At 66.5% G+C, this 26,587-nt stretch carries 28 protein-coding genes; 9 read left to right on the top strand and 19 right to left on the bottom strand.

The features are described 5' to 3' along the window. Nucleotides 1-177 precede the first annotated feature (177 nt). The 7 genes from ACAD63_RS28680 to phnG are packed head-to-tail and all read right to left on the bottom strand — an operon-like array spanning nucleotide 178 to nucleotide 6,107. Nucleotides 178-1,386, bottom strand: a complete 1,209-nt coding sequence (locus ACAD63_RS28680; protein WP_434034139.1) for an alpha-D-ribose 1-methylphosphonate 5-triphosphate diphosphatase — start codon at nucleotides 1,384-1,386, stop codon at nucleotides 178-180. A gap of 24 nt (nucleotides 1,387-1,410) precedes the next feature. Then, nucleotides 1,411-2,148, bottom strand: a complete 738-nt coding sequence (gene phnL, locus ACAD63_RS28675) for a phosphonate C-P lyase system protein PhnL (RefSeq protein ID WP_135705087.1) — start codon at nucleotides 2,146-2,148, stop codon at nucleotides 1,411-1,413. 5 nt (nucleotides 2,149-2,153) lie between these two features. Beyond that, nucleotides 2,154-2,930, bottom strand: a complete 777-nt coding sequence (phnK, locus tag ACAD63_RS28670) for a phosphonate C-P lyase system protein PhnK (RefSeq protein WP_133098234.1) — start codon at nucleotides 2,928-2,930, stop codon at nucleotides 2,154-2,156. Further along, nucleotides 2,927-3,829 carry an alpha-D-ribose 1-methylphosphonate 5-phosphate C-P-lyase PhnJ gene (locus ACAD63_RS28665; protein WP_133098233.1) on the bottom strand — a complete coding sequence of 301 codons (903 nt, stop codon included), beginning with the start codon at nucleotides 3,827-3,829 and terminating at the stop codon, nucleotides 2,927-2,929. Before ACAD63_RS28665 ends, phnK begins: the two co-directional genes overlap by 4 nt. After that, nucleotides 3,826-4,989 carry a carbon-phosphorus lyase complex subunit PhnI gene (locus tag ACAD63_RS28660; protein WP_434034138.1) on the bottom strand — a complete coding sequence of 388 codons (1,164 nt, stop codon included), beginning with the start codon at nucleotides 4,987-4,989 and terminating at the stop codon, nucleotides 3,826-3,828. The genes ACAD63_RS28665 and ACAD63_RS28660 overlap by 4 nt, the downstream gene beginning before the upstream one ends. 1 nt (nucleotide 4,990) lies before the next feature. Further along, nucleotides 4,991-5,605, bottom strand: a complete 615-nt coding sequence (phnH, locus tag ACAD63_RS28655; protein ID WP_434034137.1) for a phosphonate C-P lyase system protein PhnH — start codon at nucleotides 5,603-5,605, stop codon at nucleotides 4,991-4,993. A gap of 1 nt (nucleotide 5,606) precedes the next feature. Further along, a complete protein-coding gene (phnG, locus tag ACAD63_RS28650; protein WP_135705091.1) occupies nucleotides 5,607-6,107 on the bottom strand; it encodes a phosphonate C-P lyase system protein PhnG in 501 nt (166 codons plus the stop codon). Nucleotides 6,108-6,280: 173 nt separating this feature from the next. On the opposite strand from phnG, the gene phnF reads away from it, so the two are divergent. The 4 genes from phnF (at nucleotide 6,281) to phnN (ending at nucleotide 9,578) form a co-directional block, all read left to right on the top strand. Further along, complete coding sequence (phnF, locus tag ACAD63_RS28645) at nucleotides 6,281-7,015, top strand: phosphonate metabolism transcriptional regulator PhnF (protein ID WP_135705092.1); 735 nt, start codon at nucleotides 6,281-6,283, stop codon at nucleotides 7,013-7,015. A 69-nt stretch (nucleotides 7,016-7,084) separates the two neighbouring features. Next, nucleotides 7,085-8,287 carry an alpha-D-ribose 1-methylphosphonate 5-triphosphate diphosphatase gene (locus tag ACAD63_RS28640; RefSeq protein WP_434034136.1) on the top strand — a complete coding sequence of 401 codons (1,203 nt, stop codon included), beginning with the start codon at nucleotides 7,085-7,087 and terminating at the stop codon, nucleotides 8,285-8,287. Then, nucleotides 8,284-9,006, top strand: a complete 723-nt coding sequence (locus ACAD63_RS28635) for a DUF1045 domain-containing protein (RefSeq protein WP_135705094.1) — start codon at nucleotides 8,284-8,286, stop codon at nucleotides 9,004-9,006. Before ACAD63_RS28640 ends, ACAD63_RS28635 begins: the two co-directional genes overlap by 4 nt. Next, entirely contained in the window at nucleotides 9,003-9,578 is a 576-nt protein-coding gene (gene phnN, locus ACAD63_RS28630; RefSeq protein ID WP_135705095.1) for a phosphonate metabolism protein/1,5-bisphosphokinase (PRPP-forming) PhnN, read from the top strand. Before ACAD63_RS28635 ends, phnN begins: the two co-directional genes overlap by 4 nt. A gap of 960 nt (nucleotides 9,579-10,538) precedes the next feature. Here the strand turns inward: phnN and ACAD63_RS28625 are convergent. The 6 genes from ACAD63_RS28625 to ACAD63_RS28600 all read right to left on the bottom strand — a co-directional run bounded on the left by ACAD63_RS28625 (nucleotide 10,539) and on the right by ACAD63_RS28600 (nucleotide 15,083). Next, a complete protein-coding gene (locus ACAD63_RS28625; RefSeq protein ID WP_434034135.1) occupies nucleotides 10,539-11,012 on the bottom strand; it encodes an N-acetyltransferase family protein in 474 nt (157 codons plus the stop codon). 5 nt (nucleotides 11,013-11,017) lie between these two features. Further along, nucleotides 11,018-11,554, bottom strand: coding sequence for a phosphonate degradation HD-domain oxygenase (locus ACAD63_RS28620; RefSeq protein ID WP_135705097.1), 537 nt, complete (start codon nucleotides 11,552-11,554; stop codon nucleotides 11,018-11,020). Nucleotides 11,555-11,559: 5 nt separating this feature from the next. Further along, nucleotides 11,560-12,372 carry a phosphonate ABC transporter, permease protein PhnE gene (gene phnE, locus ACAD63_RS28615; protein ID WP_195431354.1) on the bottom strand — a complete coding sequence of 271 codons (813 nt, stop codon included), beginning with the start codon at nucleotides 12,370-12,372 and terminating at the stop codon, nucleotides 11,560-11,562. Nucleotides 12,373-12,445: 73 nt separating this feature from the next. Further along, nucleotides 12,446-13,444, bottom strand: a complete 999-nt coding sequence (phnD, locus tag ACAD63_RS28610; protein WP_133098299.1) for a phosphonate ABC transporter substrate-binding protein — start codon at nucleotides 13,442-13,444, stop codon at nucleotides 12,446-12,448. Between the two features lie 61 nt (nucleotides 13,445-13,505). Further along, a complete protein-coding gene (gene phnC / locus ACAD63_RS28605) occupies nucleotides 13,506-14,354 on the bottom strand; it encodes a phosphonate ABC transporter ATP-binding protein (protein ID WP_135705099.1) in 849 nt (282 codons plus the stop codon). A 78-nt stretch (nucleotides 14,355-14,432) separates the two neighbouring features. After that, on the bottom strand, nucleotides 14,433-15,083 hold the full coding sequence (locus ACAD63_RS28600; RefSeq protein ID WP_133098301.1) for a DUF1345 domain-containing protein: 651 nt from the start codon (nucleotides 15,081-15,083) through the stop codon (nucleotides 14,433-14,435). 332 nt (nucleotides 15,084-15,415) lie between these two features. Here ACAD63_RS28600 and ACAD63_RS28595 point away from each other — a divergent pair, with 332 nt between their 5' ends. The 3 genes from ACAD63_RS28595 (at nucleotide 15,416) to ACAD63_RS28585 (ending at nucleotide 17,309) form a co-directional block, all read left to right on the top strand. Beyond that, a complete protein-coding gene (locus ACAD63_RS28595) occupies nucleotides 15,416-15,658 on the top strand; it encodes a hypothetical protein (RefSeq protein WP_218959717.1) in 243 nt (80 codons plus the stop codon). Nucleotides 15,659-15,881: 223 nt separating this feature from the next. Then, nucleotides 15,882-16,841 carry a tripartite tricarboxylate transporter substrate-binding protein gene (locus tag ACAD63_RS28590; protein WP_243737101.1) on the top strand — a complete coding sequence of 320 codons (960 nt, stop codon included), beginning with the start codon at nucleotides 15,882-15,884 and terminating at the stop codon, nucleotides 16,839-16,841. Nucleotides 16,842-17,006: 165 nt separating this feature from the next. Continuing rightward, nucleotides 17,007-17,309, top strand: coding sequence for a hypothetical protein (locus ACAD63_RS28585; protein WP_133098303.1), 303 nt, complete (start codon nucleotides 17,007-17,009; stop codon nucleotides 17,307-17,309). Nucleotides 17,310-17,644: 335 nt separating this feature from the next. On the opposite strand, the gene ACAD63_RS28580 is transcribed toward ACAD63_RS28585, so the two are convergent. The 6 genes from ACAD63_RS28580 to ACAD63_RS28555 all read right to left on the bottom strand — a co-directional run bounded on the left by ACAD63_RS28580 (nucleotide 17,645) and on the right by ACAD63_RS28555 (nucleotide 24,121). After that, nucleotides 17,645-18,670 (bottom strand): TGS domain-containing protein, encoded by a 1,026-nt coding sequence (locus tag ACAD63_RS28580; protein WP_434034134.1) that lies wholly within the window; start codon nucleotides 18,668-18,670, stop codon nucleotides 17,645-17,647. 25 nt (nucleotides 18,671-18,695) lie between these two features. Further along, a complete protein-coding gene (gene amrS / locus ACAD63_RS28575) occupies nucleotides 18,696-19,838 on the bottom strand; it encodes an AmmeMemoRadiSam system radical SAM enzyme (RefSeq protein ID WP_434034133.1) in 1,143 nt (380 codons plus the stop codon). Further along, a complete protein-coding gene (locus ACAD63_RS28570) occupies nucleotides 19,835-20,629 on the bottom strand; it encodes a hypothetical protein (protein WP_434034132.1) in 795 nt (264 codons plus the stop codon). The genes amrS and ACAD63_RS28570 overlap by 4 nt, the downstream gene beginning before the upstream one ends. 11 nt (nucleotides 20,630-20,640) lie before the next feature. Then, nucleotides 20,641-20,892: a DUF1488 domain-containing protein gene (locus ACAD63_RS28565; RefSeq protein WP_133098306.1), complete on the bottom strand. Its 252-nt coding sequence runs from the start codon at nucleotides 20,890-20,892 to the stop codon at nucleotides 20,641-20,643. A 331-nt stretch (nucleotides 20,893-21,223) separates the two neighbouring features. After that, on the bottom strand, nucleotides 21,224-22,447 hold the full coding sequence (locus ACAD63_RS28560; RefSeq protein WP_434034666.1) for a polyhydroxyalkanoate depolymerase: 1,224 nt from the start codon (nucleotides 22,445-22,447) through the stop codon (nucleotides 21,224-21,226). 747 nt (nucleotides 22,448-23,194) lie between these two features. Beyond that, nucleotides 23,195-24,121 (bottom strand): LysR family transcriptional regulator, encoded by a 927-nt coding sequence (locus tag ACAD63_RS28555; RefSeq protein ID WP_434034131.1) that lies wholly within the window; start codon nucleotides 24,119-24,121, stop codon nucleotides 23,195-23,197. 249 nt (nucleotides 24,122-24,370) lie between these two features. Here ACAD63_RS28555 and ACAD63_RS28550 point away from each other — a divergent pair, with 249 nt between their 5' ends. After that, nucleotides 24,371-25,549 (top strand): CaiB/BaiF CoA transferase family protein, encoded by a 1,179-nt coding sequence (locus tag ACAD63_RS28550; protein ID WP_434034130.1) that lies wholly within the window; start codon nucleotides 24,371-24,373, stop codon nucleotides 25,547-25,549. Between the two features lie 130 nt (nucleotides 25,550-25,679). After that, entirely contained in the window at nucleotides 25,680-26,495 is an 816-nt protein-coding gene (locus ACAD63_RS28545; RefSeq protein WP_434034129.1) for an HpcH/HpaI aldolase/citrate lyase family protein, read from the top strand. The last annotated feature ends 92 nt before the right edge of the window (nucleotides 26,496-26,587 follow it).

Below are 26,587 nucleotides of genomic sequence, written 5' to 3'. Positions count from 1 at the left end.
GGCGTGCCTCGCTGCCGTCCGGCCACCCCCTGGCGGCGTGGGTGGCCGGCAAGTCCGGCGTGGTGCGGCAGGCTGGGACGCCGATGATCAGTTTCGGGCTATCGCCGTCAGATGAAGCACAGGTGGTCTGGACGTGGATGGGCGAGGCCAGCACATGAACGCATGCCGCGCCGATGGTCAGGCTAGCGCGTGGATCTGCGGTCGCCGGGACGTACCCGTAGCCTTGGGCTGGCCGCCACGGTACCCCGCCGCGAACACCATGCGCCCCCCAGACCATGTATGGGTGACCATCGGCTGGCCGGCCACACTGGCCACGGCGATCACGTCGGCGCGCAGCCCTGGCGCCAGCCGGCCACGGTCACGCAGCAGGGAGGCTTCCGCGGGGTTCGCCGTCACCAAGGCCAGCGCTTCGTTCAGCGGCAGCTCGGCCTGCCGGGCGGCGGCATAGGCCGCGGCGATCAGCGTTGACGGCTGGTAGTCCGAGCACAGGATGGTGCCGACGCCGGCATGGATGGCGTCGATCGCGCGCATCGAGCCGCTCTGGCTCTTGCCGCGCAGCACGTTGGGTGCGCCCAGGATGGTCGGCAGTGCCTGTGCGCACGCGGCTTGCGCGGTCTCCAGGTTGATCGGGAACTCGCTCATGCGCACGCCCAGCGCCTGCATGGCGGCGATGCGCTGCGGCGAATCGTCGTCATGGCTGGCGGTCGGGATGCCGAGGCGGTGCGCCTGAGCCACCAGCCGGTTGACGCGTTCATGCGCGCCGTCCAGCGCGGCGGCCTTCTTGTCGGCGGCGTCGGCGGCTTCCTCGCGGGTCATGCCGTGGTTGCCCATCATGTAGGCGAGGTAAGCGTCCAGCGTCTTGAACTGGCCCTGGCCCGGCGAGTGGTCCATCACCGACAGCAGGTCGACTACGCCCTCGGCCATCAGCATTTCCAGTACGGGCACGGCGCTGGAATCGGTCACTTCATAGCGGCAATGGATGCGGTTGTCGACCAGGCTATCGCCGCGGAACGCCGCCACGGCGCGCACCAGCGTGGCCGCGGTGTCGACGTTGCGCACGCCGAAGTGGTTGCCGGCAAAGGAGAGCGCATGGTACGGCGTGGTGATGCCGGCCGCGGCGTTGCGGCGGTCGACTTGCGCCACGGCAAAATCCAGCGGGAACAGCACATTGGCGCGCGGTTCCACCTCTTTCTCGATGGCATCGCAATGCACGTCGATCAGCCCGGGCATCACGGTGTGGCCGCGCAGGTCGATCACGTCGGCATTTGCAGGCGCGGCGCCCGGTTCGATGGCGGCGATATGGCCGTCCTCGATCAGCAGCGCGCTGTCGTGCAGCACGCGGTCGGGCAGTACCAGGGTGGCGTGCGTCAGGTAGGTCGCGGTCATGTCCGGCTCCGTTGTTCTGGACAGTTACTGGCAGTTGGGGGCGAGGGCGGTGGCGGGCTGCAGCGGCAGCAGGCGCGTGGCCACGGCGTCGCGTACCGCCTCGTCGTGGAAGATGCCGATCAGCGCGCGGCCGTCGGCCAGTGCCTCGCGGATCAGTTCGACCACGACCGCGCGGTTGTCGGCGTCGAGCGACGCGGTCGGCTCGTCGAGCAGCAGGATCGGGTGCCCGCCGATCAGGCCGCGGGCGATGTTGACGCGCTGCTGCTCGCCGCCGGAGAACGTGGCAGGAGGCAGGTCCCACAGCCGGCGCGGCAGGTTGAGCCGTGCCAGCAGCACCTCGGCGCGGGCGCGCGCTTCTTCATGGCTGGTGCCGCGCTGCTGCAGCGGATCGGCCACCACGTCCAGCGCCGACACGCGCGGGATCGCGCGCAGGAACTGGCTGACATAGCCGATCACGTCGCGGCGCAGCTTCAGCACGCGCTGTTCGGGGGCGTGGTTCAGTTCGACCCACGGTTCGCCGTCGGCGCTGGTGTCGCGCAGGCGGATGCTGCCTTCGGTGGCGAGGTAGTTGCCGTAGAGGCAGCGCAGCAGCGTGCTCTTGCCGGTGCCGGACGGACCCGACAGCACCAGGCATTCGCCGCGCGCGGCGTCGAAGTCGATCGCGTTCAGCACCGGCAGGCGGATGCCGCCCTGGTTGTGCAGCGTAAACATCTTGCCGAGGCCGCGGACCTCGACCAGCTTCTGTGCATTGTCTGCTTGCATCGTCGTCAGCCTTGCAGGATGGAAGAGACCAGCAGCTGCGTGTAGGGATGCTGCGGATCGTCGAGGATCTGGTCGGTCAGGCCTTGCTCGACCACGCGTCCGCCCTGCATCACCAGCGTGCGGTGCGCCAGCAGGCGCGCGACGGCGAGGTCGTGCGTGACCAGCACGGCGGCCAGGCCAAGGTCGGAGACCAGCCGGCGCAACAGGTCGAGCAGGCGCGCCTGAACCGAGACATCGAGCGACGCGGTGGGCTCGTCCATGAACACCAGCCGCGGATGCGTGACCAGGTTGCGCGCGATCTGCAGGCGCTGCTGCATGCCGCCCGAGAACGTGCCGGGGACGTCGTCGAGTCGGGCCAGGTCGATCTCCATTTTCTCCAGCCAGCTGCCGGCGACTTCGCGCAGGTTGCCGTAGTGGCGCTCGCCCACGGCCATCAGGCGCTCGGCGATATTGGCGCCGGCGCTGACCTGCATGCGCAGGCCGTCGCGGGCATGCTGGCGCACGAAGCCCCAGTCGGTGCGTGCCAGCAGCCGCATGCGTGCGCTCGACAGCGTGGCCAGGTCGGTCAGGCCGCATTCGCGCATGTCATAGCTGACGCTGCCGCGCTGCGGCGGCGCCTGCATCGACAAGGCCTGCAGCAGCGTGCTCTTGCCGGAGCCGGATTCGCCGACCACGCACAGCACTTCGCCGGGATAGAGGTCGAAGCTGACGTCATGGCAGCCATGCAGGCCGTCCCAGGTGCGCGTCAGGTTGCGCACCGACAGCAGCGGGGTCGTGCTCATCGTGCACCTCCCGCGGCTTGCGTGACTGCCTGTTCCGCCTGGCGGTCGGCGCAGTACTCGGTGTCGGAGCAGACGAACATGCGCGTGCCCGCATCGTCGGTGATGATCTCGTCCAGGTAGCTGTCGGTGGCGCCGCATTGCGCGCAGCAGCTCGTCCATTTCTCGACCGTGAAGGGATGGTCGGCGAAATCCAGGCTCTTTACCGAGGTATACGGCGGCACGGCATAGACGCGCTTCTCGCGCCCGGCGCCGAACAGCATCAGCGCGGGGCTGCGGTCGAGCTTGGGATTGTCGAACTTGGGAATCGGCGACGGCCGCATCATGTAGCGCTGGTTGACGATCACGGGATAGTCGTAGGTGGTGGCGATATGCCCGTGATGGGCAATGTCTTCATACAGCTTCACGTGCATCGCGCCATACTCCGACAGCGCGTGCATGGTGCGGGTCTCGGTCTCGCTCGGCTCCAGCCAGCGCAGCGGCTCGGGGATCGGCACCTGGAACACCATGGTCTGGCCCGCGCGCAGCGGCGTTTCCGGAATGCGGTGGCGGGTCTGGATGATGGTCGCCTCGGCGGTACGCTCGGTGGTCTGCACGCCGGTCACGCGGCCGAAGAAGCGGCGGATATTGATGGCGTTGGTGGTGTCGTCCGAACCCTGGTCGATCACCTTGAGCATGTCGGGCTTGCCGATGATGGCCGCGGTGACCTGGATGCCGCCCGTGCCCCAGCCATAGGGCAGCGGCATTTCGCGGCTGCCGAACGGGACCTGGTAGCCGGGGATCGCCACGGCCTTGAGCAGGGCGCGGCGCAGCATGCGCTTGGTCGATTCGTCGAGGTAACCGAAGTTGTAGTGCTCGTCGCGGGCGATGCCCGTGGCGGCGGATGCGTTCGCGGCGGTCATGCCAGCGTCTCCTCTTGCGGCTGGGGCTGGGGATGCGGTTCGGGGTGCGCGGCTTGCGTGGCTTGCGGTTCGGCCTGCGCGGCGGCGTCCGTGCCTTCCTGCTCGGCGCGCAGGCGGCGCAGCAGTTCCAGGTTGGCCTGGAAGTCCACGTAGTGCGGCAGCTTCAGGTGCTGCACGAAGCCGGAGGCCTCGACGTTGTCGCTGTGGTACAGCATGAATTCGATATCGTTGGCCGGGGCGTCGGCGGCCTCGCCGAGTTCGGCGGCGCGCATCGCGCGGTCGGTCAGTGCCATCGACATGGCCTTGCGCTCGTTGTAGCCGAACACCAGCCCGTAGCCGCGCGTGAAGCGCGGCGCTTCGTCGGCGTTGCCGGTGAACTGGCTGACCATCTGGCATTCGGTCAGCTCGATTTCGCCGATCGTCACGGCGAAGCCGAGTTCCTCGACGAACAACTCGACCTCGGCGGCGCCATAGCGGATTTCTGCGGCGAACGGGTGCGAGTTGCCGTAGCCACGCTGCGTCGAATAGCCCATCGACAGCAGGAAGCCTTCATCGGCGCGCGCCAGGTTCTGCAGGCGCGCGGCGCGGCTGGCGGGGAAGGTCAGCGGCTCGCGCGTCAGGTCGGGCGGGGGGGGGTCGCCGGCGGGGATCTCGTCGGCTTCGACCAGTTGTTCCGCCTCGAGCAGCCCGGTCACGCGCGGCATGCTGGCGGGCAGCAGCTCGGCCGAAGGCGGCAGCGGTGCGGGATCGCGGCCGGCTTCGAGCGAAAAGTCCAGCAGGCGCTGCGTGTAGTCGTAGGTCGGCCCGAGGACCTGCCCGCCGGGCACGTCCTTGAAGGTCGATGAAATCCGGCGCTGCAGGCGCATCGCGCCGGTATCGACCGGCACGCTATAGCCGAAACGCGCCAGCGTGGTCCGGTACGCGCGCAGCAGGAACACCGCTTCGATCTGGTCGCCGGCGGCCTGCTTCAGCGCCAGCGCGGCCAGCTGCGGGTCGTACAGCGAGCCCTCGGCCATCACGCGCGACACGGCCAGCGGCATCTGCTCGCGGATCTGCGCCAGCGTCAGCTCGGGCAACGCCGTGTCGCCGCGGCGGTAGGCGTCGAGCATCTGGTAGGAATTCAGGATGGCGCGTTCGCCACCCTTGACGGCTACATACATGTCAGGCCTCCATCTGCGTGGTGCGCGTCAGCGCGCAGAACCGGTCGCCGCTGGCGAGCAGCAGGTCGACGCCGAGCGGAAAGCCGGCGTTGTTGGCGCGCCAGGCGCCGCGGAAGCCGGCCGGCAGGCCGGCTACGCGCAGTGCTTGCGTGTGTTCGATACCGGGGCCGCGCAGCGTGAAGAGGTCGCCGTCGTCGAGCGAGGCGACTTCCACCAGCAGCGTGGCCGAACGGTCCGGGAACGCGGACTCGCCCTGCGCGCAGTCCGCCAGCGCCGGCATGGCGTGGCCGGCGGGCACGCACACGAAGGTGGCGGCGCGGAGGTCGTCGGTCAGCGGGCAGCCGCAATGGAAGCGCAGGAATGCGCGTGCGGCGAGGGGAACGCCCGCCGGCAGCCACACCGGGGTGTCGGGATCGGCCAGTGTCAGCAGCAGCGCGGCGAGCGCCGGCGACAGGCCCTCGGGCAGGCCGGTGGTCGCCGGCAGGGACTGGACTTGTCCGGGATGGGCAAAGGCATGCAGCGTGGCGCGGAACACCTGCTGGGCGTCGTCGACCGGGTTGTCGAAGCCCGGCACCAGCGAAGTGGCGGCGGACAGCATGGGTTGGGTTGAAATCATGTCAGTCCTCTCCCCGGACCATGGTGAAGAACTCCACGCGTGTTTGCGCGGCGGTAGCGGCCTGCCGGGCCGCGCGTGCGGCATGGGCGTCGGCCAGCGGCGCCAGCACCGCGTCGTGCACGCGCTGGTGCCAGGCCGGCCGCTGCAGCAGCGCGTCCAGCACCGCCGCCTGCTGCGCGTGTTGCGTGCTGCGGCCCTGTACATAGGCAACGCCTACGGTGCCGCCGGCACCGTCGTCATCCAGCACGACCGCGCAGCGCGTGACCGTGATTTCGCCGAGGTTGAACTGCGCTCCGGTGCCGCCGGCACGCGCGCGCACCATCGCCATGCCGGACTCCGGCTTGCGCAGCAGGCGCCACGCGGGCAGGGCCGCTGCCTGGCCCAGCCGGGCATAGGCCGCGTCGAGCGCCTCGGTTGGCGCCATCGCCAATACCCGCAGCCACGCAGCGCGGGCCGGGTTCGCATCGGTCGTTGCCGGACCGGCGGTTTCGCTTTGCATCATCACCCCTATACGTCTATACGTTTAGATGTCACAACGTGAACACGCCGCTACTAGACCACAGGCAGATGAACGTTTCGTGACGCTGCCCGGCATTAGTCGGACTCCGTGCCATGCCGGAGTAACTCGGGCACAATCGCATGGCAACAATGAACGCTTGATGACAAGAGGGCAGGATGTCTGATCGGGAAGTAGAACGGGGTTCCGGCGTGGCGGTGTGGCGCCAGATCGGCGAGGCGCTGGCGGAGGACATTCGCAACAAGCTGTACCAGCCCGGCGAGCAGCTGCCGCCGGAGCCGGAGCTGGCGACACGATTCGCCGTGAACCGGCACACCATCCGGCGCGCCATGGGTGAGCTGGAGCTGAGCGGACTGGTGCGCATCGAGCAGGGCCGCGGCACCTTCGTGCAGGAGCATGCGATCGACTATGCGATCGGCCGGCGCACGCGCTTTTCGCAGAACCTGGCCGCGCAGGGCATGCGCGGGCATACGGAGATCATCGGCTGCCAGGAGCTGCGCGCGCCGGAGATCGCACGCCACCTGGGCCTGGCGCGTACTGCGACGGTGCTGCACGTGCAGATGCTCGGGCGGGCCGAGGCCCGCACCATCGACGTTGCCGAGCACTATTTCGATCCGAAGCGCTTCCCCGGCATCGACGAGGTGTTGCGCGCGCAGCAATCGGTGTCGCGCGCGCTCGCGCAGTTCGGCATCGCGGACTACACCCGCAAGTGGTCGCGCATTACCGCCGCGATGCCGAGCGCCCCGGTGGCACGGCTGCTGAACCAGCCCAAGACGCGCCCGGTGCTGCAGGTGGAGGCGCTCAACGTCGATATCGACGGCGCGCCGGTGCAGTACAGCGTGACGCGCTTTGCCGGGGATTGGGTGCAGCTGACGGTTTCGGACACCGACTGACGTTGCCCGGACGCCGCGCGCATTGGTCTAGACATCTGCTTGTCATTTGCCGGCGCTAACGTCCCGTCCATGCATACGATCATTCCAACCCAAGCGCCGCAACTGAGCGGCATCACGGGGCGCCGCGTGCTCGGTGCAGCGGGCCTGGGGCCGGCTACACTAGGCTGGCGCGATGGCACGGTGGTCCAGCATGCGCCTGCATCCGGCTTATGGATCGACGCGGGCGACCTGCTGGTGCTGCCTGGCATCGTCGATATCCATGGCGACGCTTTCGAGCGCGCGGTCATGCCGCGACCGGGCGTCAGTTTCCCTTACGCGGGTGCGCTGCTCGACGTGGACCGCCAGCTGCTGGCAAACGGCATCACCACCGAGTTCCATGGGGTGACCCTGTCATGGGAGGGCGGGCTGCGCGGCGAAGCATATGCGCTGCGCATGTTCGAAGCGCTCGCGCAGCTACGCCCCGTGCTGGGCGCCGAGCACAAGGTGCATCTGCGCTTCGAGGCATTCCACCTCGCCGGCATCGATACGGCGCTGGCCTGGATCGCCGACAGGCGCATTGGTCTGCTCGCCATCAACGACCACTTGCCGATGATGGCGCGCCGCATGGCCGACGAAGGCAAGCTGCGCCAATACGCCGAACGCGCCGAGTGCGACGTCGAGACCTTCCGCCGGCGCCTGCGTGCGGCCAGCGCCAATGCGCAGGAAGTGCCGGAGGCGATGGCGCGCCTGATCGCCGCGGCGCGCGCGGCAGGGCTGCCGGTGGCTTCGCATGACGACCCGGACGTGGCCACGCGCCAGCACTACCACAGCCGCGGCTGCCGTATCGCCGAGTTTCCGCTGACCGTCGACGCCGCCACGCTGGCGCGCCAGCTGGGCGACGACATCGTGTTCGGCGCGCCCAACGTGGTGCGCGGCACCAGCCACACCGGCGCACCCAACGCGACCGAGATGGTCGCCGCCGGCCTGTGCACGGTGCTCGCTTCCGACTATTACTACCCGGCGCCGCTGCAGGCGGCGCTGCGCCTGGCGCAACTGTGCGTGCTCGAATTGCAGGGTGCGTGGCACCTCGTGTCGCGCAACCCTGCGCGCGCCGCCGGACTGCGCGACCGCGGCACGCTCGCCGCGGGCCTGCGTGCCGACGCGATCCTGGTCGACGACCGGCAGCCCGGCGCGCCGCGCGTCTGCGCCACCATCGTCAATGGCGAACTGAAGCATGCCGCAGCGATGCCGCCGCTGGTCGATCTTGCCGACGCCGGCACACTGGCGGCATGACCATGCACGCACACCGTTACGCGATCTACCTGGCGCCGGGCGAGCCGTTCCGTACCTTTGGCAGCCAGTGGCTCGGCCGCAATGCCGATTCCGGCGCCGCCGCGCCCATGCCGCCCGGCTTCACAGCGCCGCCGTCCGAGTGGGTGCGGGCGCCGGCCCACTATGGCCTGCATGCCACGCTGAAGCCGCCGTTCCGGCTTGCCGAGGGCACCGACGCCGCGCAGCTCGACGCCGCCGCCCGTGCTTTTGCGCGCGGCCGCGCAGCGTTCGACACGCCGCTGGCGTTGCGCTCGCTGCGGGGCTTTGTCGCATGGTGCCTGGCCGAAGCGTCGCCGCCGATGCAGGCGTTGGCCGATGCCAGCGTGGTGGCATTCGAGCGCTTCCGGGCGCCGCCGGCCCCGGCCGAACTGGCCCGACGCGTGCCGGAGCAGCTGAGCGCGGCACAGCGCAAGATGCTCGATGCGTGGGGCTATCCGTATGTGTTCGAGACCTTTGTCTTCCACATCACGCTGACGGGCATGCTCGATGCCGCCAGCGAGGCCGCCGCGCTGGCACGGCTGTCGGCGGATAGCGGCAAGCTGCTGGAAACGCCGCTGCATGTCGATGGCATCAGTGTGTTCGTGCAGCCGCAGGCGGGCGACGCCTTTATCGTCGGGCGCCACTATGGCTTCGATGGCGGTATCGATGATGGCGCCGGTGCGGCGTACCTGGACGCATGAATACGGGAATCAAGACTGACGGCAGTGGCCTGTTCTACGTAATGGGGCCGTCCGGCAGCGGCAAGGATTCGCTGCTGCGCGCGCTGCGCGAGCGCTTGGGTCCAGAGGATCGCGTCGTGGTGGCGCATCGCTATATCACGCGCGAGGCCGATGCCAACGAAGCGTCGGTGGCCCTTAGTCCCGATGAGTTCCGGCGCCGCCAGGCGCTTGGGTGCCTGGCGCTGAACTGGCACAGCCATGGGCTGCACTATGGCATTGGCGTCGAGATCGAGCAGTGGCTCGCCGCAGGGCTGACGGTGATCGTCAATGGATCGCGGGAGTACCTGCCGCAGGCGGTGGCGCGCTATCCGAAGCTTTGCGCGATCCATGTACGGGTCAAGCCAGAGGTGCTGGCTGCGCGGCTGCGTCAGCGTGGGCGCGAGTCAGAAGACGCCATCGCGCGGCGGCTGGTGCGTGCGGGGCAGGCGTTTGATGTTCCGGATGGGTGTTCGTTGGTGGAGATTGATAACAGTGGGGCGTTGGGGGCATCGGCGGAGGTTTTGGCGCGGGTGGTGGGGGTTGGGGGGGATTAGCAGGGGTTTTGGGACTGGGGTCGCTGTTGGTGACATGCTGTTGGCCGTTGAAGCGTTGGGGTCGCGGCTGGTGACATGCTGTCGGCCGTTGAAGCGCCTGGTTCCGCCCTGCTGGGCGGGTCACTTTTTGGCCGAGCGCCAAAAAGTAACCAAAAAGCGCGTCGCCTGCGGCTGGCTGAGCCAATTTGGCGCTTCCGGTTATATGGGCGGCGTTGGTCTCAGTGAGGCGTGGTCGCGATGCCAGCCTGCTACGCCAGGTGAGTGAATGTCGGTGCCTGACGAATCCCCACTTTTGAACCATCCCCAGGACGGGCGTAGGCCGCCTGCTACCTGCGGCATCGCATCATCGCCTACGGCTGCGCTGCGCGCGGCTCAGTCTCGCGGGTGGGGTGCCCTGGCACGAACCCGCATCGCTTCGCTCGCTGGGCGGCGACGGCAATGGCCAGGGCGAGATCGGCGCTCAGCCACCTTAGGGCCCGCGCGTAGCGCAGCCGAAGGCGTCCCACCGATACGGCATGCAGCAGGCGGCCTACGCCCGGCATGGGGATCGTTCAATAGTGGGTCGACGCAGCCACTATCCCAAACTCACCTGGCGTAGCAGGTTCGAACCACTACCCACATCGGCCGGAAATCACCACCGCCCGAACGACCCACGCCGATGAATTGATAGCCAGCCGCTCAGGCGACGCGTTTTTTGGTTACTTTTTGGCGCTCGGCCAAAAAGTGACCCGCCCAGCAGGGCGGAACCAGGCGCTTCAACGGCCGACATCATGTCACCAGCCGCGACACCTAAGCTTCAACGGCCGACAGCATGTCACCAGCCGCGACACCTAAGCTTCAACGGCCGACAGCATGTCATCAGCAGCGACACCTAAGCTTCAACGGCCGACAGCATGTCATCAACAGCGACACCTAAGCGTCAAAGCCCGACAGCATGTCACCAACAGCGACAGCCCCGCCTCAAAGCCCAACACTAAAACTAACCCCATGCTCAATAAACCCAAGCCCCCGATAAAACCGATGCGCCTGCAGCCTCCGCGCATTCGATGACAACGCCAGCTTCGCAGCCCCAGCCTCCCGCGCCAGCCGCATGGCCTCCCGCATCATCGCCTTGCCAACGCCCATGCCGCGCGCATGCGGCGCGACCACGACGGCTTCGACGATCGCCTCGGGCCGTCCATCATGAACCATCACAGGAAACACCAGCAGGCTGAACGTGCCAAGCGGTATCCCGTCAGCCCCCACCATCATGTAGCAACGATAATCCGGATAGCGCCGCATGGTCGCATACCGCTCGCGCATCGTCTCCAGCGACAACGGTGGCTTGCCATCCATGGCGGAGAGCAGCGCCGACAGGTGCCGCAGCTCGGCATCGGAACCGCGCACCTCGCGCAGCGCCAGCACGGCTTCGGCCGTGTCCTGCAATCCATTCATACCATTCACGAGGGGGCGTGCGCGCAGCGCGCGGCGATAGCGAGGTAGTGTGCCAGCGGCGGCGTGGCCAGGTCGACAACCTTGGCCAGGTCGTCGTAGCGGCGCAGGCGCACCGCGGCGTCGGCATGGGCGCTGGCGGCGAACGCCTCGGCGCCGGCCGCGTCATAGGGCCCGCCCTGCAGCGCCAGGCTCTGCACTGAGGCGGGCGACAGGGTGTCGAAGTAGGCGCGATCGACCGCGCACAGGTAGCGCTTGGCGGCGACGTGCAGCCGCACGGGCTCGGTAACATGCTCGCCAAACAGCGCCGCAAGCGCGTCGGCGGCGGCCTCCTGGTGGCGCATGTCGGTGGTGGTGCTTTCGGCGAGCATCAGGTGGCCGATGTCGTGCAGCAGGGCCGCTACGACCAGCGTATCGGGCTCGCCGGCCTGTTCGGCCAGTTGCGCGCACTGCAGCGCATGGGCGGTCTGGCTGATGGACTCGCCGCCATACCATTCGGTGCCATGGCTGGCGAAGAGGGCTTCGATGCGTTCGATCGTCAGCATGTCGCTCACACCAGCACCTTGCGAATCTGCGCCGAAATAATGTCGATGCTCGACACAAACAGGATGATGATGATCATCACCGCGCAGGTCTGCCCATACTGGAAGCTGCGGATGATTTCCCACAGCACGGAGCCGATGCCGCCGGCGCCGACAATGCCCACCACCGAAGCCGAACGCACGTTCGACTCGAAGCGGTACAGCGCAAACGACAGCCACAGTGGCAGCACCTGCGGAATCACGCCGTAGACGATCTCTTCGACCGGGCCGGCGCCGGTGGCGCGCACGCCTTCGACCGGGCGCGGGTCGATCGCCTCGACCGCCTCCGCAAACAGCTTGGCCAATACGCCGGTAGTGTGGATCCAGATTGCCAGCACGCCAGCGAACGGTCCCAGGCCGACGGCGACGATGAACAGCATCGCGAACACCATCTCGTTGATGGCCCGGCAGGCATCCATGACGCGGCGCGCCGGCTGGTAGACCCACGCGGGCACAATATTGGCCGAGCACAGCAGCCCCAGCGGCACCGCCATCGCGACCGCCATGGCGGTACCCCACAGCGCGATCTGCACGGTGACGAGCATCTCGTCGAGGTAGTGACGCCAGTCGCGGAAATCCGGCGGGAAGAATTCGGCGGCGAATTTCGCCATATTGTCGGAATCGCGCAGCAGGTCCAGCGGGCGCATGTCGGCGCCTTGCCAGGACAGGCCGAGCAAGGCCAGCACGACCGCCCAGGTCAGCATCATGGCAAGGGACGTGCGCGGCGGCCTGGCGGGGTTTCGGGACGACGGGGGCAGGCCGGGCGTGGCGGTGGCGGTCATGGGCAATCCGGTTTGAAGCAGGGAATGTGGGGACGGCACAGGGCCGGCGCCAGGCCGGCCCTGCAAGGCGCAGTTACTGCGCGGCGGTGGCCGCGGCGGCCTTGTCCAGCTCGGCCAGGCGGCGCGAGACGTCGGCCAGGCGCTTGTCCTTGTCGGCAGCGGCCAGCGTGGTGTCGGTCTCGATCTTGGCCTTCTCCCGGGCCAGCTCGATCTGGCGGATCGGCACCAGCTGCGCGTCGGTGGAGGGGCGGAAACCCTGGTACGTCAGCGCGGCCAGCACCTGCTTCTCGCGTGCCGCGTCGGTGCCCTTGCCGTAGTTGACGAAGAAGGTCTGGATCTTCTTCTTCAGCTCGGGCGACAGGTCCTTGCGGTAGACCATCGGGTCGGCCGGGATCAGCGGCGACTTCCACAGCACGCGTACCTGGTCAAACGGATTCTTGCCCGTGTTGATGCGGTAGCGCTCCATGTTTTCGGTGTTGTTCACCGCCACGTCGACCTGCTTGTTCAGCACCGACAGCAGGTTGGCTTCGTGGTTGCCGATGCGCACGGCCTTGAACAGCGTCTTCGGGTCGACCTTGTTGGCGGTCCACAGGTAGTAGCCTGGCACCGCGGTGCCCGAGGTCGAGTTGGGGTCGCCGGCGCCGTAGCTCAGCTCCTTGCCGCGCTTGATCACGTCCTCGACGCTCTTCAGGTCGCTGTCCTTGTTGACGATCAGCAGCGACCAGTAACCCGGGTTGCCGTCCTTGTCGATCACCGAGGCAAAGACCTCGCCATTGGCGCGGTCCACGGCTTCCATCGCGGACTTGTTGCCGAACCAGGCGATCTGGACCTTGTTGAAGCGCATGCCTTCGATGATGCCGGCATAGTCCGAGGCGAAGAACGGCTTGACCGTCACGCCCAGCGTCTTGCTGAGATCGTCGATCAGCGGCTGCCAGGCTGCCTTCAGGTTTGACGACGACTCCGTCGAGATAAAGCCGATGTTCAGGCTCTTGGCGTCCTGGGCAAATGCGGACAGGGACGGCAGGGCGACCAGGCCGGAAGCGACGACGGCGACAAAGGTTCTGCGAAGCATGGACAACTCCGATTGGGAAAGCTTGGGAACGACTGCGGGAAGGGGCGGGAAGGGGCGGCGCTCAGGCGGCCGCAAGGTTCATGGTGACCATCGCGGGTGCGGGCATTGCCGCGGCGGGTTCGTCGGCATCCGTTGCGGCATCATGCAGCAGCTCGTCGGCCTCGGTGCCGTACAGGTCGCGCAGCATGGCCGACGTCAGCGCCGCCGAGGGACCGTCATAGACCACCTTGCCGTGGCGCAGCGCCACCACGCGCGGGCAGTAGCGCATGGCCACGTCCACCTGGTGCAGCGATACCACCACCGCCACCTTGCGCGTGCGGTTGATCTGGGTGAGCAGCGACATCACGCGGCGCGACGACTCCGGGTCGAGCGAGGCGATCGGTTCGTCGGCCAGGATCACGCGCGCGTTCTGCACCAGCGTGCGCGCAATCGCCGCGCGTTGCTGCTGGCCGCCCGACAGCGTCGAGGCGCGCTGAAACGCATAGTCGTCTATACCAACCTGGGCGAGTGCATCGAGCCCGGCACGCAGTTCATCGGCCTTGAAGATGCGGAACAGGCTGCGCCATTTCGGGATGCGGGCCAGCATGCCGACCAGCACATTGGTGATCACCGGCAACCGGCCCACCAGGTTGAACTGCTGGAAGACGAAGCCGATCTCGCCGCGCACCTGGCGCACGTTGCGGGCCAGGCGGCCATTGCGCTGCACCGGGCGGCCGTTGACCAGGATCTCGCCGGCATCGGCGGTGACAAAGCCGGCCATGTGGCGCAGCAGCGTAGACTTGCCCGATCCCGAGGCGCCCAGCAGTGCAACCATTTCGCCGGGGGCAACGCTAAGCGTGACCTCGTCAAGCGCCTTGCGGTCCGCGCGGAACGATTTGGAAAGCCCGCGGACTTCAATTGTGTGGGTCATGACGACTCCGTGGCTTGAATGACGTCACGGATTCTGGCGGGCGTATATGTCAGACAGATGAACGCCGGACCACCCGTGCTACAAGCCGCCGAGGGCGTTCACGGTGAACGCCAGGATCCCCATGTTGAACAGGAACGCGGCCATGCAGTGCGCCAGCACCACCCTGCGCATATGCGCGCCGTGAATGGTGATGTCCGACGTCTGGAACGTCATGCCCAGCGTGAAACTGAAATACAGGAAGTCCCAGTAGCCGGGTTCCCGCACGCCGGGCACTTCCAGTCCGCGCCGGTCGCCGGTGGGCGACTGCAGGTAGAAGAGATGCGCATAGTGCAGCGTGAAGACAGTATTGGCGAAGAGCCAGGACAGGACCAGCGTGGCGACGATCAGCGCGACGTCGAGCCAGTGCGGCGTCCCGGGGCGCGCGACCAGCGTGCCGATCGCCACCAGGATGACCATCGACAGCAGCACGGTGATTGCCAGCAATGCGGGCCGGTTGGCGTCGTTGTGTTCTGCGGTGCGCCGCATCGTAGCGGCATCGGCGCGCAACAGCGGCAGCGCGGCGCCAAGGAAGACCAGCGCGGCGAAATCGAAGCCGATCAGCAGCGCGATGCGCAGCTGCGCGCCGAGTGCTGCCGCCGCGCCGGTCGCGACGATCAGGATGGCGCCGCACACCAGGAAGCGCGGCGGCGCAAGTCGTTTGCCGATGGCAATGAAGGGTGTCGTGTGCATGGCTGAGGCTACTGTCTTTCATGGGCGCAGGCTGCCGGCGCTGCGCGGGCGCGGCGGGAATTCGCATACCGACTAACCGGTCGGACATTGCCGCCGCATCTCCATGTTGCACCGCGGCGCGAGCGCCGACTGGCAGGGCAATGTGAGGATAATGCAGCGGCTCTTCGTTCTGCATCCGGCATTGAACAGTCCCGGGTGACCGACTAAGATGGACTTTCGCGGCGCGAACGGTAAGCGTCGCCAGCCAATCTAGGCGCCCCGGAAAACAGGGTCTGCACCACCAGACCGGACCACAGAGGGCGCTAGCGCAGTCCCGTTGCAACACACTACCCATGTTTGCCGAGGAGACGCCTGTGCTGAGTCATCACGAGTTTGCCACCCTGGTCCTTGTCAACGACAGCAGCGACCCGCCCGAGCTGGACCGGACCGATGTGGAAGCGCTGCTCGCGCACCAGCTGATAACGCTCGAACGGGTCGGGCCCAGTGTCAGCCGGCCGCAGGTCACGCTCCAGGGTTACCGTTTCCTCAAGGCGCTTGGGCGCATCCGGGCGAAAGAGCCGCGCGCCTGCCGGTAAGCTCTGCCATGCGCGGCTTGCCGCCGCTGCGTGCCTGCCAGTCCCTCGAAGTCATCCCTGCATTCGGTTTTGCCATATGGTCCGTTCGGGAAATCCGGATAGCCAGCCGTAGCCTTGTGCTGCAATCTGGCGCCGATCGATAACCGACCGGCGCACAGGTGCCGGCAGCATGGAGACGGCGACGATGGTGACGCAAGCAGTGCAGGGCAAGGGTTGGCAATGGATGGTGGTCGGAGCGCTGGGCCTGGCGCTCGCCGGCGGGACGCAGGCTGCGGATGCCTTTCCGTCGAAGCCGATCACGCTGGTGGTGCCGTTCTCCGCAGGCGGACCCACCGATGTCGTGTCGCGGGCACTCGGCCAGGCGATGGCCAGGGACCTGGGCCAGAGCGTGGTGGTGGAAAACCGCCTGGGCGCCGGCGGGACCGTCGCGGCGGCGTTCGTGGCGCGCGCGCAGCCGGATGGCTACACCATCCTGATCCATCACAACGGCATGGCCACCGCGCCGGCGCTGTACAAGAAGCTGTCCTACAGCCCGCTGAAGGATTTCGAATATATCGGCCAGGTTGCCGATGTGCCGATGACGTTGCTCGGCCGCAAGGACCTGCCGCCCGCCAACGCGGCTGAACTGGTGAAGTACGTAGCGCAGAACAAGGACAAGGTGTCGCTGGCCAATGCCGGCCTCGGCGCGGTGTCGCAGTTGTGCGGCCTGTTGTTCGAGGAAGCGGTGCACGTCAAGATGACGGCTGTCCCTTACCAGGGAACGGGTCCCGCGATGACTGCCCTGCTGGGCGGCCAGGTCGACCTGCTGTGCGACCAGACCACCTCGACGCTGCCGCATATCAACGCCAACCGCGTCAAGCTGTATGGCGTGACCACACCCAACCGCATCAAGGCGCTGCCTAATGCGCCGACGCTGCAGGAGGGCGGGTTGAAGGGCTTTTCGATGAAGGTCTGGCATGGCGTGTACGCGCCCAAGGGCACGCCGCCGACCGTGGTGGCGCGGCTGACCAAGGCATTGCAGCAGGCGCTGAAGGATCCGGTGGTGGCCAAGCGCCTCGATGACCTGGGCGCCGAGATCGTGCCCGCCGACAAGCAGACGCCGGAGGGGCTGAAGACCTGGCTCAAGGCCGAAAGCGACAAGTGGCAGCCGCTGCTGAAGACCATGAAGGTCGAGGCCGACTGAGCGCGCGCGAACATCGAACTCGACTGACGGGGGGCAGTGCCGGCCGCGCGCGCCGGCACGCCTCCCGGGATGCTCCAGGCGTATTAACATGGGAATGAGCGGAGGCGGCTGCTGCCCGCGCTGATGACGTCCACGCCACGGTCTTCCGCGCGATGGGAGAAAGACATGGCAACTTACGAGTTCAAGGACAAGGATCTCCAGTTCCTGGCCCAGGGTGCTGACTCCTGTTTTGCGTCTCCTGACACGGCTTTCGTTGAATGCGCGGACGGACATCCGGCATTCATGGTGACATGGCCGGAGAGCGGATCGACGATGATGAGCCTCAAGGTGCAGATCCGGGCAAGCCAGTACGCCAGTTACCTGACGGATCCGTTCAGGGGACGGGAAGTCCTGCGCAAGGCTGTCGAAGATCGCCTTGCGCTGATCCACACCGTGAAAAGCGGAGTGCTGCTGGCTCCCGATATCTAGGGAACACCCAACAAAAAAGCACCTTCTGCAGGTGCTCGGCGCTTTCCGCCCTTTCAGCCTTTTCAGCCACCAGGGGGCGTCCGAACCGGGTCAGCAACTCATGATCCGGCTCGGACCTGCAGGCGTATTTCGCCTGCACGATCACGCTTCAACCAGCAAACCATCCAGGAAACATGATCGTTTCGCTGACCTGCCTTCGCCTTGTCAAAGCGCCTCTCAGCCAGCAGGTTGATTATAGGGCGGCCGACGAACAGGTCAACGTGAATCCGGCTGTGCCGCCGCGCGCAGCCTGATCCACTCTGCCAAGGGGCGCAGGCTTTTGGCCGGCGATGCGCCTATGCATGCAGTTCCACGACGTCCCGATCGGCGACCGGATGATCGGCGCCCACCTGCTGCCCGTTGAACTTGCCGCTCCCCCAGATGCGGGCGAATTTGAACGTACGCGCGAGATCCGGGTGCACCCGCAGGGCGACATCCAGTACGGTGTCGCCGCGGCGCATCGTAAACGGCCGACTCTGCTCGACGGGTTTCCCGGGGGCCTTGGTGTAAACACGCACAATGCCCAGGGCCCTGAAAAGAAACGGACCGATTTCGGCCAGTCCTTGTCCGCGGGTTGCCGAGGTTGCGAGCGCCGGAAAATGTACGCCGAGCAGGTCTTCGAGCACGGCCGCGTCGTCGGGGCTGGCGAGATCGGCCTTGTTGGCCAGCAGCAGTGCAGGGAGGTGGACACTGAACGGGTCAGGCGCCGACGCCGGCGATGCGGCCGATGCGGCAGGGCTGTCCGCCTCGCCTGGCCAGCGCTCCGACAGGTTGATCCTGGCTTCGGCGAGTCGCCGGAGAATCAGCGCCAGCTGTTCCGTACAGTCGGGCGCACTCAGGTCGACCACGAGCAGCACGCCGTCTGTCACCCGCACCATGTCGGTGATCCCGGGTTGCATGAATTCGGCTGAGACAGGTGGCAGGTCCACGAGCTGGAATGCAATGTCCTCGAACGGCAACATGGCGGGGACCGGAAACTGGGTTGGGTGAGGATAGGGCCCGGCCTCGCTGCCCGATCCTGTCAGCTGCGCATGCAGGCTGGATTTTCCCGCGCCGGACGGGCCGATCAGGCAGAGCTGGGCCGCGCCTTCGGCATGCACCGCATGTGACGGCCCCTTGCGAGCCGCCTTCCCGTGGCCCGCGGATTCGTGGGTCAGTTCCCTGATCCGTGATTTGATATCGGCTTGCAGGCGCTCCGTCCCCTTGTGCTTGGGAATGACACGGAGCATCTCCTTCAGGCACTCGAGCTGCTCACGCGGCTGGCGCGCCAGCCGATAGGCCTGCTCGGCCTGTTTGTACTCGGGAGAGAGGTTTGCTGGCATGGGCCGTCAGCGCTGCACCACTGGGCTACGTTCCGATGTGCACGGGAATCCGGCGCCGCCCGAAGTGATGCTCGAAATGCCCGAAGCAACCGGCAACCGGCTCAAAGCAGTCGGGGCAGGTTCCGGTTGGCGTGAGGCGATAGCTCTCGATCGCATGCCAGTCGCGCACGATCAGCGGTGCGCGGCAGGCGGGGCAGTAGGTGGTTGCGCCTTCCCTGTCGTGGACGTTGCCGGTGTACACGTAACGCAGCCCCTCATCGATCGCGAGCTTGCGGGCATGCGCCAGCGTGGAGAACGGCGTCGGCGGCACGTCGCGCATCTTGTAGTCGGGATGAAACCCCGTAAAGTGCAGCGGGACGTCGGTGCCAAGTTCCCTCGCGATCCACCGGGCCTCCGCGCGGATTTCCTCATCGCTGTCGTTCTTGCCGGGAATCAGCAGGGTTGTGATCTCGAACCAGACTTTGGTCGCGTGCTTCAGGTACAGGAGCGTATCCAGCACAGGCTGCAGATGTGCACCCGTGAATGCAACATAGAACGCGTCGGTAAAGCCCTTCAGGTCGACGTTTGCCGCGTCCATCCGGCCATAGAAATCGCGTCGTGCCTGCTCGCCGATATACCCGGCGGTTACCGCCACCGCCATGATGCCCAGTTCGCGGCAGGCATCGGCAACGTCCATCGCGTATTCGGCGAAAATCACCGGGTCGTTATAGGTGAAAGCCACGCTCTTGCAGTCATGGGCCGCCGCCGCTTCGGCAATGGCTTCGGGCATGGCTGCCACGGCCAGTGTCTCAATTTCACGCGATTTGCTGATGTCCCAGTTCTGGCAGAACTTGCAGGCCAGGTTGCAGCCTGCCGTGCCGAACGACAGGACGGCGCTGCCCGGGTAGAAGTGGTGGAGCGGCTTCTTTTCGATCGGGTCGATGCAGAAGCCGGATGAGCGGCCATAGGCGGTCAGCAGCATCCGGCCGCCAACCCGCTGACGCACGAAGCAGGCGCCGCGCTGCTCGTCATGCAGGCGGCAATGGCGCGGACACAGGTCGCATTGCATGCGGCCGTCGTCCAGGAAATGCCAGTAGCGACCAGGATATGTTGCCGGAGAGGGGTTTTCGCTTGCCGTCATGGCATGTTTCTCCTGAAGCGCGCTTTCAGGCGGTTCGGGTACCGTCATGTCCCTTCCTCCAGGATGCGGCGCCGCTTCAGCCTAAGCAAGACGCCATACACGGCCAGCGCTGCGATCACGTGCTTGAGCGTGTGCCCGCTGACCAGTCCCGTCAGCGCGGCGATCTGGTGGTCCAGTACATCGCAAACCAGGGCCAGCGCATAGCCGCCGGTGATGGCCAGCACATCCCGGTCGCCAGTGTAGCGCGGTGCATAGAGGCAGAGCAGTAGCGGCACCACCAGCATGGCGCAGGCCTGGACCAGGAGGTAAGGGCGCAGGTCTCCGCTGCCGCGGGCTTCGCTCCATGCCCAGTAGCCGACGCTGGCCGGCCCCGCGATCAGCAGCAGCGGCAGCAGCCGCAAGCCGGCCTTCAGGCTGGCGCGCTCGCACACGTTGGCGCCCAGCCAGGCCATCAGCGCGAGCGCCAGCGGTGCCCGGTCCCACACCAGCCGCTGGTTGTCCGGGGCCAGGTGGTAGTAACCCGAGCCCAGCCCCACGAGGAAGACGGCGAGAAAAAGCACCCGGTAAGGCCAGGCCTCAACGGGTGCGATAAAAGCTCGGCTGGAGGCGCTCGCACCGAGATAGCGCAGGCCGGCCGCGCCCGCGAGCAGGAACAGCAGGTTCGAGCCAATGTCGAGGCAGTGGGGCGTGCCGAAGCAGGCGTAAGGATCGGCAAAACGATGATACTGCGGCGGCTGCGCGATGCGCGGCAGCACCCAGGCCCCGGCGGCCATGGCCGCCACCAGCAGCCAGACCGCGGCAGCCCTGGCGGCAGCGGGGGCTTGCCGGCAGGCGCGCATTAGCAGGCTCCTCAGTGCAGCACGTAGAGAGTCTGCTGCCCCTCGGCATAGAGCGCCATGGCGATCTTCAGAATCTCATCGCGATGCCGGTCAAAGGAGGCCAGCACCCCGGCTTCGTCGGAACAGGGCGCGGAGTCGAAACTCAGCAGTACGCGGTCGTCCACAAGGAAGCTAATTTCGCGTGCGTTGTCATAACCCCAGAACCACACGCCATGCCTGGATGCATCATAGCTGCGGCTGGGGTTGGGGAAGGCAAGTGCCATACAAGTTGCGTGTCATGTGCCGCGTCTGTGCGGCCAACCGATTTATGTCTTCTTCTTGGCGACACCTTCGTTTCCGACCCTCGAATGAACCATGCTGAACGGGGTTGCCGGCACTGGCGGCTTCTTGGGCTGCTTGGGTTTTTTCGGTTCGCGAGTGCTGCGTAGTTGACTCTTTGCCATGATTGCTCCTGGTGCGTTGCTTGCCAAGATGGCAGTTCCAGCATACGCGCGCAGAAGCTCTAACCAAATGATTTTCATCACGGCCGCACGAAAAAGGCATGCGGGCAAAGGTTAGAGGTCCGCACCTCGCTTCGAGGCTGTGACATTGCGCTCAGTCCGCACACCGCTGGATGAACTGCGAAATGGCCGGCAGGATGGATTGCCGGAATCCCTGGCCGGCGAACGTCCCGTAGTGACCCACGCCGTCAACGACCAGGTGCGCTCTGCGGTCATTGGCAATGCCTGTGCAGAGTGCGTGGGCCGCTTCGGTCTGGCCCCGGCCGGTGATGTCGTCCTCGCTGCCTTCGATGGTCAGCAGTGACACGTTCGTGATGGCCTCGGGGCAGACGCGGCGCTGGCCAACCTCCATGCAGCCGCGGCACAGGTGATGCTCCAGGAAAACCTTCCGGATGGTTTCCAGGTAGTACTCGGCCGGCACGTCGAGCACGGCGTTGTACTCGTCATAGAACTGGCGATGCCTGGCGGCCTCGTGCTGCCTGCCATCGACCAGGTGGCGGTAATAGTCAAGGTGCGCGCCGGCGTGGCGTGCGACGTTCATCGAGACGAAGCCAGCAAGCTGCAGGAAGCCGGGATAAACCTTGCGCCCCCGTCCCGGGTAACTGTCGGGTACGCGTTCGATGACATTCGACTCGAACCATGGCAGCGGATATTTTTGCGCGAACCGGTTGACCGCCGTCGGGCTGACGCGGGTGTCGATCGGCGCGGCGATCAGCGTCATGGAGCACGGTTGGGCGTGCTCGTTGTCCTCCGCCATCTGGGCGGCCGCACAGAGCACCGGAACCCCTGGCTGGCATACCGCCACGATATGCGTGCCGGCGCCGAGGTATCGCATGAACTGCTTGAGGTAATCGACGTAATTGCCAAGGTCAAAGCCGCCCGCATCGAGCGGGACCAGGCGCGCATCGGCCCAGTCGGTAATGTAGACATCATGCCCGGGCAGCAAGGCTTCGACCGTCGGGCGCAGCAGCGTGGCGTAGTGGCCCGAGAGCGGCGCCACCAGCAGCACGCGGGGACCGGGGCATGGCATGTCCTTCCTGAAATGCAGCAGCCGGCAGAAGGGCGCCTCGATCAGCACGGTCTCGGTAACCGGCACCTGTTGACCGCACACGATGACCTCGTCGATGGCGAAGCGAGGCTTCCCGTAGGACCTGGTCAGCCGGGTAAACAAATCAAGCGCGGCACCGGCCTCGCGCATCCCGGGCAGCCACGCGATGGACTCGCCCCAGAAATCGACGGCACGCTGACCCGCTTCGATCATGGCCCCGAGCGGCCCGACCGACTGCAGCGTGAGTTCACGCAGAGCATAGAGCGCCATGGCAATCCCTGCCTTCCGAAAATATGGTTGCCGCGTTGATCCAAGGCCGGGTCCGGCAAACCGGGCCTCTTGCTGGCGCGATGCCGCGATCGCTTCAGCGCACAGGGTGCGCCTGACAGCTGCAGGAGCGACTTCGCTCAAGGCAAAGCGGCGGACGGCAGGCTTGTAACGCAGGTCGGCAGGCGGTAGGCGGGCGTTGAAGCGCCGTGGTGAGGCGCTGGGCACGGCCGAAGTGCCGTCGGTGACGAATTGCCTGAGCACGGATAGCGGGCGTCTTGCCGGGACGGCTGTTCCGGCTGCTGTGGCCGGATGCAAGCGTGCCGCTCAGGCCGCACGCGAATCGATTGGAATGCTGCATGACGTCCCCACTGCTCAGGGCTACCGACCTTGCAAAGTCGGCGGAACAACATGCAATCAAGTTACGTCATTTACATTCAGTAACACATTCGATGAAACCCTACTGCAACGCCTTGCATACGGTTTTTCGCCGAAAGTGACTGACGTGGCATGGTTTGTCGAAGCCGTCCGTGCCAGGGCACTTGCGAAGTGATGCTTGATTCCCGGCGCGCCGCTGCAAAAGGCACCGGCACCAGAGCAATTTGTAAATCTTTGCAAGCGGCGGGCGTGCTGTCGCCGGAGCAGTCACACATGATCCATGTTGCCCCCGGGCCAGGCGCCATCGAGCGCCAGCCGCTTCGGGCAATCCTTTCGCGATCCGCCAGGCGCGAGAAGGCTGCCTGGTGTGGGTCATCTTGAAAGCGCGCCTTCCGGGCTCCCGCCCGCGGCCTGCGCCACTTCGATCAGTTCATCGATCAGCGCCTTCGCGCACCCGGGCAAGCCGTCCAGCTCGCGCACGATCACCGCGCGCTCGCGTACCGCCCAGGCCTCGGGCAACTCGATGATGTCGATCTTCATGGTCTGGCGATGCCGCAATGCGGCCGACAACGGCACCACGCCGATGCCGACGCCGGCTTCGATCATCCGGCACATCGCTTCGAAGCTGCGGATCTGGATGCGGATCTGCAGCTTGCGGCGCTGGTCGCGCACGAGTTCGGTCAGGAACGCATGCAGCGTGCTGCCTTCATGCAGGCTGACATGCTCGTATTCGAGCGTGTCGTCGAAGGTGACGTTCTTCTTCCGCGTCAGCGGATGTCCCACCGGCGTGGCCAGTACCAGCTTGTCGGTGCTGAAGTGGATGACCTCCAGCCCTTCCGCATTGAGCGGTCCGGAGATGATGCCAAGGTCCGCGCTGCCGTCCAGTATCCCGCGGATGATGTCCCGCGTCAGGCGTTCCTGCAGGTCAACGGTGACGGCAGGGCGCTCCGCCATGAAGCGGGCCAGCACCTCGGGCATGAACTCGGTGACCGCCGTCGTGTTGGCAAAGATGCGGATATGGCCGACCGAGTCTTTCGAATATTCCTCGAACTCGCTGCGCACGTGCTCGAACTGGCGTTCGATCACGCGTGTATGCCGCAGCAGGCGCTCGCCGGCCGGGGTCAGGGCCAGGCCCTTGCTTTCGCGGTAGAAAAGCCGGGTGCCGAGTTGGTCTTCCAGCGCCTTGAGTCGCGCGCTGGCCGCCGCGGGCGACAGAAATGCCTTTCTCGCCCCGCGCGACAGGTTCTGTTCTTCGGCGATGCGCGCAAACAGCCTCAGGTCGGCAAAATCAAAATGCATGGGGGCTCCTTGGGCGTAACTTTATCAAGGTGCCGCATGGAGCGTAAACCGTTGCCGGGCACGCCAGGGCGGTGCTTTCGGCGTGGGTGAACGGCTGCTTCGAGAAAACGAGATTTACGGGCCATGCCGGGACTGCGAGACTTGCAGCGAAGCGGCTGGCGATGCGACTAGCGAAGCGTGCCGCCAACCGGATCCCCGCCGTTCGTGCCGCGATGGCAGTGCGAGCGCAATCTTCACGAAAAGGCTGCTATGCGTCCCCTTGATGGCATTACCGTGGTTTCCCTGGAGCATGCGATTGCTGCGCCGTTCTGTACCCGCCAGCTGGCAGACCTGGGTGCACGCGTTATCAAGATCGAGCGGCCGAAGGTCGGCGACTTCGCGCGCGGCTACGACGAGCGCGTCGACGGCATGTCGTCGCACTTCGCCTGGACCAACCGCTCGAAGGAAAGCCTGGCGCTGGACCTGAAGCATCCGGAAGCGCCGGCAATCCTGCAGAAGATCCTGGACCAGGCCGATGTGCTGGTGCAGAACCTGGCACCGGGTGCCGCCGACCGGCTGGGCCTGTCCTACGAAGCGCTGTCGCAGCGCTATCCCGGCATCGTCGTCTGCGATATCTCCGGCTATGGCAACGACGGCCCGTACCGCGACAAGAAGGCCTATGACCTGCTGATCCAGGCCGAGTCCGGTTTCGTCTCGATCACCGGCACGCCGGAGAGCCCGTCCAAGGCGGGCTGCTCGATCGCGGATATCGCGGCCGGCATGTATGCCTACACCAATATCCTGGCGGCGCTGCTGCAGCGCGGCAATACCGGGAAGGGCGCGCATATCGATGTGTCGATGCTGGAAAGCATGGCCGAGTGGATGAGCTTCCCGCTGTACTACGCCTTCGACGGCGCCACGCCGCCGCCGCGCGCCGGCGCCTCGCATGCCACCATCTTCCCATATGGGCCGTTCACCGCCGGCGACGGCAAGACCATCATCCTGGGCCTGCAGAACGAGCGCGAATGGGAGGCCTTCTGCCGTGTCGTGCTGGAGCGGCCGGAACTCAGCACCGACGAGCGCTTCGTCACCAACTCCCTGCGCTCGAAGAGCCGGGTCGAGCTGACGCAGGTAATCACCGAGGTCTTCGCCGCCTTGACGATCGACGACGTGGTCGAGCGGCTGGAGCGCGCGCAGATCGCCAACGCGCGCATGAACGACATGCGCGACCTGTGGAACCATCCGCAGCTCAAGGCGCGCGAGCGCTGGACCTCGGTCCGGTCCCCGGTCGGGGTGATCCCCGCGATGCTGCCGCCGGGCCTGTCGAATGCCTTCGAGCCGCGCATGGATGCCATCCCCGCGCTGGGCGAGCACAGCGAAGCGATCCTGCGCGAGCTCGGCTACAGCGGCGACGACGTCGCGCGACTGCATGCGGAGGGCGCGATCTAGTCCGCGCCGGTTCCTTCCGCCTGTTTTTCTGTATTTGCCATCTTCCCGCCACTAGCCGGCGGGAGACAGGCGCTCGCCTGTCGCCAGCAGAGTTTCCATGACAACCACCGCTATCGCCCGCAGAGTTTCCATGACAACCACCGCTATCGCCCGCTCGTATCTGTTCGTCCCGGCCAACCGCCCCGAACGTTTTGCCAAGGCTCACGCCTCGGGCGCCGACCGGGTCATCCTCGATCTCGAGGATGCCGTATCGGAAGAAGACAAGGACCGGGCCCGGCACCTGCTCGCCGACTACCTGGCGGCAGGCGGCACCGGCCTGGTACGCATCAACGCTACGCAGACACGCTGGTTCGAGGACGACGTGCGCGCCTGCCTGAAGCCTGGCGTGCAGGGCGTCGTGTTGCCGAAGGCGGAGAGTGCCGCGCAGATCGCGCAGGTGACCCGGCACCTGCCACCGGCGATCAAGGTGCTGCCTCTGATCGAGACTGCCGCCGGCATGGCCAGCGTGGCGGAGATCGCCGCGGCGCCGGGTGTGGAGCGCCTGGTCTTCGGCACCGTGGACTTCCGCACGGAGCTGGGTATCGAGGGCGACGACCAGGAGCTACTGTTCTTCCGCTCCATGCTCGTGCTGGCTTCAAGGACCGCGGGCATTGCACCGCCGGTGGACGGGGTGACGGTCTCCATTGCCGATGCCGATGAGCTCCGCGCCGCCAGCACACGCGGCCGGCGGCTGGGATTCGGCGCCAAGCTCTGCATCCATCCGTCGCAGGTGGATGCGGTGAACACTGCATATCGCCCGTCGGAAGCGCAGCTGGCATGGGCCGCGCGTGTGATCGAGGGCGCAAGGTCGAGTCCCGGTGCCTTCCAGCTCGATGGCGAGATGGTCGACGCCCCTGTGATCGCGCGCGCGGCCGACCTGCTGCGCCAGGCGGGCCGCGCCGGCTGAAGACTGCTTTCCGCGCGGGCGAATGGCTCGTTCCGAACTTTCGAATTGGAGCGCAGCGCCGCAGCGCGCATAGTGGAACCCACGCAATCAAC

The sequence above is a fragment of the Cupriavidus sp. a3 genome, assembly GCF_051015765.1.
In the GTDB taxonomy this organism is placed as follows: Bacteria; Pseudomonadota; Gammaproteobacteria; order Burkholderiales; family Burkholderiaceae; genus Cupriavidus; species Cupriavidus oxalaticus_A.
This window is presented reverse-complemented; position numbering and strand designations above follow the sequence as displayed.